The 10,234-nt window shown below is 67.2% G+C and carries 8 protein-coding genes; 5 read left to right on the forward strand and 3 right to left on the reverse strand.

Features of this window, described 5'->3' with window-relative positions; translation table 11 throughout:
- Positions 1 to 273 precede the first annotated feature (273 nt).
- Positions 274 to 1,152, forward strand: coding sequence for a sulfotransferase domain-containing protein (locus tag ACXAHD_RS29320; protein WP_281567125.1), 879 nt, complete (start codon positions 274 to 276; stop codon positions 1,150 to 1,152).
- A gap of 178 nt (positions 1,153 to 1,330) precedes the next feature.
- Here the strand turns inward: ACXAHD_RS29320 and ACXAHD_RS29325 are convergent, their stop codons facing one another.
- The 3 genes from ACXAHD_RS29325 to ACXAHD_RS29335 form a co-directional block, all read right to left on the reverse strand.
- Positions 1,331 to 2,239 (reverse strand): ABC transporter substrate-binding protein, encoded by a 909-nt coding sequence (locus ACXAHD_RS29325; protein WP_281567126.1) that lies wholly within the window; start codon positions 2,237 to 2,239, stop codon positions 1,331 to 1,333.
- A gap of 215 nt (positions 2,240 to 2,454) precedes the next feature.
- Positions 2,455 to 3,339: an ABC transporter permease gene (locus ACXAHD_RS29330; RefSeq protein ID WP_281553127.1), complete on the reverse strand. Its 885-nt coding sequence runs from the start codon at positions 3,337 to 3,339 to the stop codon at positions 2,455 to 2,457.
- The gene (locus tag ACXAHD_RS29335; protein ID WP_281553126.1) at positions 3,317 to 4,168 is read right to left on the reverse strand and encodes an ABC transporter ATP-binding protein; all 852 of its coding nucleotides are present in this window, start codon (positions 4,166 to 4,168) and stop codon (positions 3,317 to 3,319) included. Before ACXAHD_RS29335 ends, ACXAHD_RS29330 begins: the two co-directional genes overlap by 23 nt.
- Before the next feature lie 721 nt (positions 4,169 to 4,889).
- Between ACXAHD_RS29335 and ACXAHD_RS29340 the strand changes: the two genes are divergently transcribed.
- From ACXAHD_RS29340 to ACXAHD_RS29355, 4 genes are all read left to right on the forward strand, one after another.
- On the forward strand, positions 4,890 to 5,795 hold the full coding sequence (locus tag ACXAHD_RS29340) for a LysR family transcriptional regulator (RefSeq protein WP_281553125.1): 906 nt from the start codon (positions 4,890 to 4,892) through the stop codon (positions 5,793 to 5,795).
- Between the two features lie 236 nt (positions 5,796 to 6,031).
- Positions 6,032 to 7,165, forward strand: a complete 1,134-nt coding sequence (locus ACXAHD_RS29345; protein WP_281567127.1) for a glycerate kinase — start codon at positions 6,032 to 6,034, stop codon at positions 7,163 to 7,165.
- 191 nt (positions 7,166 to 7,356) lie between these two features.
- Positions 7,357 to 8,757 (forward strand): MBL fold metallo-hydrolase, encoded by a 1,401-nt coding sequence (locus tag ACXAHD_RS29350; RefSeq protein WP_475054667.1) that lies wholly within the window; start codon positions 7,357 to 7,359, stop codon positions 8,755 to 8,757.
- Positions 8,758 to 8,874: 117 nt separating this feature from the next.
- Positions 8,875 to 9,957: a tartrate dehydrogenase gene (locus ACXAHD_RS29355; RefSeq protein ID WP_281553122.1), complete on the forward strand. Its 1,083-nt coding sequence runs from the start codon at positions 8,875 to 8,877 to the stop codon at positions 9,955 to 9,957.
- The last annotated feature ends 277 nt before the right edge of the window (positions 9,958 to 10,234 follow it).

Here is a 10,234-nt window from a genome sequence, read left to right on the forward strand (position 1 = left end):
CCCCCCCCCCCCCCCCCCCCCCCCCCCCCCCCCCCCCCCCCTCCCCCCCCCCCCCCCCCCCCCCCCCCCCCCCCCCCCCCCCCCCCCCCCCACCCCCCCCCCCCCCCCCCCCCCCCCCCCCCCCCCCCCCCCGCTGTCTGGTCAGGTGCCGGGTTCTTAGATCAACTCTGGACAAAGCTACACTGTGGAGTCTACGGTCTGATTTGGACGACTCGACCAATTCAGACTGGAGGGCCGGTGCGCCAACCCACGGTTCGGTACCACAATGCGATCATGGACAGCGCCCGTTGGGGGGGATTTCCCTTCCGCGACGGCGACATCGTGATCTCGACACCCGCTAAATGCGGCACGACATGGACCCAGACGATCTGCGCTCTGCTGATCTTCCAGACGCCGGAGCTACCCCGCCCGCTGGACGACATCACCCTCTGGCCCGACATGAAGACGCGCAGCCAGGCCGACGTGTTCGCGTTCTACGAGGCGCAGCAGCACCGACGCATCATCAAGACCCACACCCCGTTCGACGGCCTGCCGATCCACGACGGGGTCACCTACATCGCGGTCGGCCGAGACCCGCGCGACGTCGCTTTGTCCTGGGACGCACACTTCCAGAACACCGACTACGACGTGGTCCTGAAGCTACGCGACGCGGCGGTCGGCAACGACGATCTGACCGGCGAGCTCACCGACGACGCGCCACCGCAGCTGGAATCCGAGTACGACCGGTTCTGGGCCTGGATGGAACACCCCGACGTGCAGATCGGCCTGCCGTCGATGCTGCACCACATGTCAGGTTTCTGGGCGGAGCGTGACCGGTCAAACGTCCTGCTCCTGCACTACGACGAGCTGAAGTCCGACCTTGAGGGCCAGATGCGGGCGATCGCCGAACAGCTCGACATCGAGGTGCCCGAACAGCGCTGGCCGGAGCTGGTGCAGGCGGCCACCTTCGATTCCATGCGCAACCGCGCCAAGGAATTCGCCCCCGTCCTGGCGATGTGGCGGGACCCGAAGCAGTTCTTCAACCGGGGCGCCACCGGCCAGTGGCGTGACCTGCTCGACGACGGCGACCTGCGGCGCTACGAGGAGCAGGTCGCCAAACTCGCCGTACCCGAGCTGGTCGACTGGCTGCACCGCGGCCCGATCACCGTCTGATCGGGTGCGCGGTCGAGTTGGTCGGGCGCGCGGCCCGATCACCGGACAGGCCGAGCTGATTCCGCAGCCGGATCAGGCCGGGTCAGTCGTATCGGTCCTCTGGGTGGCCAGTGCGTCAGACGAGCCGTCGGCGGTCGCCGACGGCTCGTCTGACCCGTATGGCGGGTGGGTTGTGGCGTCAGCTGCCGGCGCTCTCGTGGACGGTGGGGAAGGTGAGGTCCTTCCAGCTGTCCGGTGTCTCCGAGATCATTCCGATCTCTTCCATGAAACCGGCGATGTCCTGAAGACCGTGCGGCTCGGTGGTGTAGGTGATCGCCGGGTTGGTGAGGTACTTCTCGAAGCTCTCAGGTGTGGTCTTGCCACCGGAGTTCGCCGAGAGCTCAGCCGCCGCCGCCGCCGGGTCGTCCGCGAGCGCGGCGATCTGCTCTTCCAGGATCGAGTAGAGCCGGGTCGAGAACTCGGTGTTCTGCTCGTAGTACTCGTTCATCATGAATACACCGTTGAACATGATCGGCCCGAAGAGGTCGCTGCTCTTCAGCACGACACGCATGCCCTGATCCTGCTCGTCGAACTGGAACGGCGGTGAGGTCAGGTGCGCGGCAATCTGTCCGCTCACCAGGTTCTGCAAGCCATCCGGATGGGACATGGGCACGATGTTCGTGTCGAGCGCTTCGGCGTCGCCGAGCTGGTCCTGGGCTCCCTTTCGAAGGACCAACGCCTGAATCGACGTCAGCGAGGGCATCGCGATCTTGTCGGAGGACGTGAAATCACTGAGCGACGTGAGCCGTTCGTCCTTGGCCATCAGCCAAAGTTCCGCGTCGTTGAGCGAGGCCAGGTACCGCCAGTCGACCCCCTTGTCCCGGGCCAGAATCATCTGTGCCGCGCTTCCGGCGCCGACCTGGATGTCGCCTGAAATCATGCCGTCCTGCACTGCCGCGCTCGACGATAGCTCCGTCCACTCGAAGGTCGTGTTGGGAAACTCCTTCTCCAGGGTGCCGTTCTGCTTGAGTAGAATGAGCGGAGCGTATGACAGGCCCGGCTGGTACGCAATCGTCACCTTGGCCGGCATACCGTCGCTGGCCTGCACGTCGGCCTCGTTGGAGCCGCATGCGGCCGAGGTCGACAAAAGTGCGGCCAGAGCGGTCGCGGCAACATATCGGGATCGCCGAGCGGCTCGAGAACTAGCTGAAATCATAGGGTGATCCCCACCTTGTCTGCTGATATCGGACGGAGGGTCGGGCGGACGGTGCGTTCCACCTACGGTGGTGGCGGGAACCGGATTCCGACAGGTCGGCGGTCCGGCTATGTCTTCATTCCCCATCGAACGACAGTGCGCCGCTCGATCAGGATGAAGACCATGTCGATCAGTAGACCGATGACCGCGATCGTCACCAGGCCGGCGAAGACGTCGGGGATGTCAAGGTAGTAGCGGCTGTTGTTGATGAAGTAGCCGAGGCCACCCCCACCTCCTGCGACGCCGAACACGAGTTCGGAGGCGACGATGGTGCGCCAGCCGAAGGCCCAGGCAGTCTTGACTCCCGAGATCGTGTGTGGCAGGGCGGCCGGGAAGAGCACCTCGGAGATCATGCGCCAGCGCTTGAGCCCGATGTTGCGGCCGACCGCTATAATCGTCCGGTTCGCCGTCCGGAAGCCGGTGTTGACATTGATTGCAATCGGCCAGATCACCGCGTTGGCGACCACGAACACCAGAGCCGTCTCACTGAGCCCGAACCACAGGATCGCCAGCGGCAGCACGGCGATCGACGGCAGTGGGTTCAGCATCGAGGAGAAGACGACGAGTACGTCCTCACCGAAGCGCGTCCACACCGCGAGTGTGGTCAGCACGACGGCGATGAGGCTGCCGAACAGCATGCCGAGCAACAGGACCCGCATGGTGGTGCCGGTCGATCGCAGCAGTTCACCGTTCTGGAAACCCGCGACCAGGGCCCGACCCACGTCTGCGGGTGAGGAGAACAGCAGGGGGTTGACGCCCGATATCGTGACGTAGAGCTGCCACCCGGTCAGCAGCAGGACGACGACGAGAACCCGGCGCAGCCACACCGGCATCGCCCCCCACCGCCAGTCCCTGACACTGCGCGGCGGGGCGGCGTCGGCCGACGGCGGGGCCGGGACGTCCCCCTCGGTACGGGTGATGGTCGATTGTTCAGTCGGTGAACTCAGCGACATCCTCGTCAGCCCCCTTCCCGTCCCGGTGCAGCAGGCTGCCCAGATGTGTCCGTACGCTGCGGTACTCCTCTGAACCCACCACCTTGGCTTCGTCGGTGATCTGGACGGTCTCACGGACCACCGAAGGCGGGTCGGTCAGAACGACGACCCGGTCACCGAGGACAATTGCCTCCTCGATGCTGTGGGTGACGAACAGGATGGTGACCCCGGTTCGTTTCGCGATGGCGTTGAGCTCGGCCTGCAGGCGGGCCCGGGTGAGCGCGTCCAGAGCCCCGAACGGCTCGTCCATCAGCAGCATGACCGGCTCCAGCGCGAAGGCGCGCGCGATCGCCACCCGCTGCTTCATCCCGCCCGAGAGCTGGTGGGGGTGGCGGTCGAGGGCTCGACTCAGCCCCATCATCTCGAGGTAGCGGCGCGCCTGCTGGTCCGCGTCGGACCTCTTACGACCGTTGCGACGCAACGGGTATGCGACGTTGTCGAGTACGTCACGCCAGGGGAACAGCTGGTCGAACTCCTGGAAGACGACCGCCCGGTCCGGCCCGGGGGCGAGTGTGCGTCGACCGGCCACGGTGATCGTGCCGTCAGCGAGTTCGAGGAACCCCGCGATGGTCTTGAGAAGGGTCGACTTTCCGCATCCGGACGGGCCGATCAACATGATCGTCTCGCCAGCGGTGACGTCGAAGCTCACGTCTGCCACAGCTCGGGCGAACGTGCCGTTGACCCAGTAGCCGATCGAGGCGTGGGACACGCTGAGCAGCGTGTCGGGCCGTTCGTCGGGCTGCGGGACGGCTCGTTCCGGGTCGGCGCGCAGCGGGGACGGATGGACCATACAGGACTCCCTTGGACTCGTCGGCTAGGCGACTGGCTCTGGTTGGTGGCCGTGGTGGTGGGAACGGTCGGGACCGTTCGTCGGCGCGCTGACACGCCAGTCGGGGGTCGGCGGCGATCCAGTTCTCGGACGGGCGCGGACGCACCGCCCTGTTTCTCCTGGTCGGCCGGTGGTGGGGATCTAGGCACGTGGTTCCTCCAGAGCTGACTGTGTCCTGCAGCACAACAGTTAACTCGGCCGACATAGTGACGTCCAAGACGCTGCATCGATCTCATTCATAGGCACGACCTATCGAGGAGCCCTCAGCGATCGCGCGCGCGAAACTGCGGATCAAACGCCCAAAGCGTCTATAGCAGACAGAAGCGCAGGTGGGCCGCAGCCATTGACGGAACGGCAGTTTCGGCGCGGCCACCTGCCGGTTCCCGCCGAAACCGTACGGCTCGTGGCGGCGCGGACGTGGCTGCGGCGTTCGATCGGCCGTCGCCCGCTACCCTCGGTCGACACTTCCCACTCGTAGCCAGCGCCTATCTAACGAATCCCGAACGGGGTCTGGACCTATCGGCCGCCACCTGGTTGCATATCGCCAGGTCAGGCCGATCTGATCATGAGAATCAGCGAAGGGTGCGCGCGCATGACAGATCGCAGCCGGAGAAGGGCGGCACCGACCGGGAGGCACCCTCAGCTGCCCCAGACCCGTACCGGCAGCCGGTGCTGACGCGCGATGGACGCCCGCCAGCTCCGATACTTCCTCGCAGTCGTCGACGCTGAAGGCTTCGGCAAGGCAGCCGAGAAGCTCTACATCGCGCAACCGTCACTGTCACAGGCCATCGCCGGACTGGAGCGCGAGCTGGGCGTCGCGCTGTTCCACCGGGTCGGACGCGGCGTGGTGCTCAGTGACGCCGGCAAGCAGCTGATCGGTCCGGCCCGGCAGGTCATCCGCGACCTGGCGACCGCACAGGCCACCATCGACGCCATCAAGGGGGTGGCCCGAGGCCGGGTTGAGGTCACCTCGATGCCGTCCGCCGGCATCGAGCCCCTGGCACCGATCATGCAGCGGTTCGCCGCCGCTCATCCCGACGTCACTGTCAGCGTCAACGCCGCCTTCGTACCGGACGAGGTGATCGACGCGGTGCGTACCGGTGCCGTCGAGATCGGCCTGCTCGGCGCGCCCGACATCGTCCGGGTCGCCGAGCTCGACGTCGTGCCCCTGGAGAACCAGCCACTGATGCTGTTCACCGCTCCCGGTGGCCCTTTCCATGGCCGCGACCACGTCACCGCCGACGATTTCGACGGACACCGGCTCATCGCCTCCCAGCCCGGTTCCCTCATGCGACAGCTCGTCGATCACATCCTGGCGCAGGGAAGTCAGGCCCGGCTCGTCGCCGAGGTCGCCCACCGGACGTCCATCCTTCCCCTCGTCCTCGCCGGGGTGGCCGATGCGATCCTGCCCGCCGCGTGGAAGGATCTCGCGATCAGGGCCGGGGCGGACGTGCTGCCGATCCGCCCCACGGCGTACCTGCGGATCGTCCTGGTCAGTCGCCGCACCCAGCTGACGCCCGCCGCGCGGGCATTCATCGACATCGCCCGGAGGTACCGCGACGAGCGGCTCGACCAGCCGGCGGCCTGACCGACCCGGCCGACGTGTGCGGCCCGTCGACGCCCGCACCGACGCGCTGAACAGCGCGGTGCCCGACCCGGCCGCCATGCCCGCACGCCAGGTGCCGGATCATCCAGCCGATCTCATAGGCCGCACCTATGAGAGGGGTAGATCGTGCGTGTTGGACGCCGCACCCGGGCCCGCCCAAGGTTGGTGAGGCTTCCGGTCCACCCGGCAGCCCTGTCCACCAGCAGCGGGAGGCCGACATGCCCACCACCAGGACGACGTGTCTCGTGGCACCGGACAAGTTCAAGGGGTCACTCGACGCGACGAACGTCGCTCTGGCGCTGCGTGCCGGGCTACGGGCCGTCCGACCCGGCGTCCAGGTCGAGTGCCGTCCGATGGCCGATGGCGGCGACGGCACCGTCGCGCTCCTGTCAGATGTCGGCTTCGACCTGGTTCCGGTGGAGGTCGACGGGCCGACCGGCCAGACCGTACGAACGAGTTACGCGGTCCGCGGCGAGGTGGCGGTCGTCGAGCTCGCCGACGCGTGCGGGCTCAGCCAGCTACCCGACGGCGTTCCCGCCCCCTTGGACGCCTCGTCGTACGGACTCGGGCAGGTCATCGTCGCAGCGGTCCGCAGCGGCTGCCGTCACCTCGTCATCGGCCTGGGTGGCAGCGCCAGCACCGATGGTGGAGCCGGCCTGCTGCAGGCGCTGGGCGCCCGGGTGCTCGACCGCGATCAGCAGAACATTCCGCGCGGCGGTCGCCGGCTCGCCGAGGTAGCCTCCGTCGACCTGAATCCCGTGCACGACCTGTTGCGTGGCGTCTCGGTGACGGTGGCCGCCGACGTTGACAATCCCCTGCTTGGTAGCCGAGGCGCGGCCGCCACGTACGGACCGCAGAAGGGTGCCGACCCCGCGCAGGTCAACCTGCTTGAGCAGGCTCTGAGCCGGTTCGCCACAGCAGTCGGACAGGCAGCCGGTGCGGGGCTGGCCGCAGCGCCCGGGGCTGGGGCCGCCGGCGGCGTCGGATTCGCCGCCCTGGCACTCGGTGCGACCATTCGCCGGGGTATCGAGGTCTTCCTGGACCTGACCGACTTCGCCACGGCCCTGACCAGCGCCCGTCTGGTGGTCACCGGAGAGGGGCGCCTCGATCAGCAGAGCCTGGCCGGAAAGACTCCGGTGGGGGTTGCGGCAGCGGCGCACGCCGCAGGTGTGCCGGTCGTCGCGGTGGCCGGCCAGTCGACGCTCGATGCGGCCGACCTCGCTGCCGCCGGCTTTGCCGGTGCCTACCCGCTCACCAGTATCGACCCCGACCTCGACCGATGCCAGTCGAATGCCGCTGAGCTGCTCACCGATATCGGACGACGGATAGCCCTGGACCATCTCACCGGTTGACGCTGAAGCCGGTGCCGGCTCGACGCACGTCGCGACGACCCATAGGGCCGCGCTATCGCGTCGAGAGGACACCGGTCTTGGACGTGGCGACGATCACATTGGTTGAGTGAGTCGATCTCAGCTCCGACCCGCACCCCGTCCCCGCACCCCGTCCCTACTCCATGCCTGCACCAGGCAATGAGAGGAATCCGATGAAACGAAGGTTGTTCCTCGCCTCGGCCACCGCGCTGTCGGGCGCCGCCGTCGGCTCGGCAATCGTCACTGGACCGGCACTGGCGACCAAGCTCGGCACCGGCTGGAGCCCCTCCAAGGGCGGCGGTAGGCGCCTCTCGGACGCCGGCATCGCTGCCCGGCTGCGGCTCTTCGGCCCGGAGAACGTCAACCCTCAGACCGGTGCCCTGCCCGAGGAGCGCGTGGTCGCATCGTGGCTGTCCAACTCGTCGTTCGCCGTCGCGGTCGGCGGCCGCCTGCTGTACCTCGACACGTTCATCAGCCGGCTGGAGGTGGAGCGTGGCCGTACTCCGCTGGTGATCGCCGACCTCGTCGATGCCCGGCCTGACGCTGTTCTGCTCGGCCACGGGCACGGCGACCATGCCGACAACGCGGCCTACATCGCGGCCATGACCGGTGCAACCATCTACGCCTCGGAGGAGACCTGCGCCGTGCTGGCCGCCGACTTCGCTCGGCTGAAGGCTGACCCGCTGGTCAACACCGATCCGCAGACCCGGATCCCCTCTGACGCCGTCCTGCGGACCGTGCCGGTCACCAGCGCCGACTCCGTTCCCGGTACCGAGATGGTCCGGCTCGACGTGCTCGAACCCTTCGCTCAGGTGGTGGCCTTCCGGCACCTGCACTCGGTCGCGGTGCCGCAGGACCCGGAGTACCCGCCGCCGCGTACCGAGATTCTCGTCGACCCGCGCGACTCGGCCCTCTTTCCGTCGGGGACTTCGCTGACCCCGGGGTCCAACCCGCAGCCCGGGCAGATGAACCTGCGCACCGGCGGCGGCTCCGGCGGCACCGTGAGTATCTACTTCCACATCACCTTGCGGCATGGCAGCAACTTCAGCTTCGGGTGGCAGAACACCGCAGGCGCGCTGAAGGAGGGCATCGGCAACGGCTGGCCCGGCACCCCCGAGGATGGCGAGCGCATCCGGGGCCGCCTCGCGTTGCTGCCCCAGACCGACCTGCATCTGGCAACGGCATCGACCGCCAACTACACCAACAACGGTCTGCGCGACCTCATCCACTACCAGTCGATCGTCCGTCCCCGCATCTACGTGCCGAACCACCTGACGTCGGGCACCCGGACTCGGGAGGGCTGCTCCCTGGCGGTGTACGCCGGCTACCTCGAGCAGATGAACCTCATGGGTGTGCCGGATGCCGACCGGCCGCACGTGCGGTGGGTCATCGACCCTGTGGACTACCTGCAGCCGCTCTCCTTCGACACCGACGACGACACGTGGCGCGATCGGAGCAAGAAGGACAGGATCAAGGCCCTCGACCGGATCAAGTTGGGGCGGCCCCGCACCGTCAAGGCCTTCGCCGGTACGCAGCGCATGACGGCCGAGCACACCCACAGCTGCGAGGCGTAGTGCAGCAGGAATCATAGGCTGGACCAATGCATCCGATCGGATAGCGGTGTTGGACGCCTATCGAGCGTCCGGGTTCACTGATTTGTGCCTACCATCTACCACGAGGCCGGAGTTGCCATGAGCAATCAGCACCACTTCCGTATCGCCGTCATTCCCGCCGATGGCGTCGGTCGGGAGGTAGTCGCCGCTGGACGGGACGTACTTGACGCACTGGAAGGGCGCTCCGGTGGTCGTTTCGGATTCCAGTGGGCGGAGTTCCCGTGGGGTTCGGACTACTATGCCGAGCACGGGATCATGATGCCTGAGGACGGTCTGGACACGTTGCGCGACTTCGACGCCATCTATTTCGGTGCCGTTGGGTGGCCCACGGTGCCTGACCACATCAGCCTGTGGGGTCTTCGCCTGCGCATCTGTCAGGGATTCGACCATTGGGCGAACGTCCGGCCGGTGACTTTCCTGCCAGGCGTCACCAGCCCACTACGGAAGGCTGACACCGTAGAGCTCGACTGGGTCGTCGTCCGAGAGAACACCGAAGGCGAATACGCCGGCCTCGGCGGACGCAACCTCTCCGCCCGCGGTGCGGGCGGAGAGGTTGCCGTCCAGTCCGCCCTGTTCACCGAGGTCGGCTGCGAACGAATCATGCGGTTCGCGTTCGACCTCGCTCTGACCAGGACCCGCAAGAAGGTGGCCAGCGTCACCAAGAGTAACGCCCAGCAGTACGGTATGGTCCTCTGGGACGACACGTTCCGGCGGGTCGCCGCAGACTATCCGGACGTCGAAACGGAAAGCGTCCTTGTGGACGCGATGGCGGCCAAGTTCGTCCTACACCCGGAGGATCTCTCGGTCGTCGTCGCATCCAATCTCAACGCGGACATCCTTTCCGACCTCGGCAGCGCTCTCGCGGGTAGCCTCGGCCTCGCCCCGAGTGCGAATCTGAATCCGGAACGGCGGTACCCGAGCATGTTCGAGCCGGTTCACGGGTCCGCGCCCGACATCGCCGGGATGGGAATCTGCAATCCCATCGGCGCCATTGGCAGCGCAGCGATGATGCTGACCCATCTCGGCCTGCCCGACGAGGCCAGGAAGATAAACGCCGCGATCGAGGCAACCACGGCACAAGGGCTGCTGACGCGGGATATCGGCGGCAGCGCCAGCACCAAGGCTGTCACCGAAGCCATCATCAAGAACCTACCGGATTGACCACTGGGCCACCCAGGTCCGGCTTGACTTCCTCCCCGCCCTGAAGGAACAGGGATTCCCTGGGTCGCCCCAGGGGTTCCTGCTTCGCCGACGACCGCCCCGTCCGAGAGGAGGACTCCCGGTGAGGTCTTACACCGCCTCCACAGGCAGTCACGGAGAGCCCCTCCGCGAGGATGTTGCGGGCCGCGTCGACGTCCCGGTCGTGGGCGTGTCCTCCCCCACAAGTCCCCCCCCAAAAAAACCACAAACCTCCAAAAGCCAAAGGGCCCCAAAAAGA

The sequence above is a fragment of the Micromonospora sp. ABR4_055 genome (genome assembly GCF_056160425.1).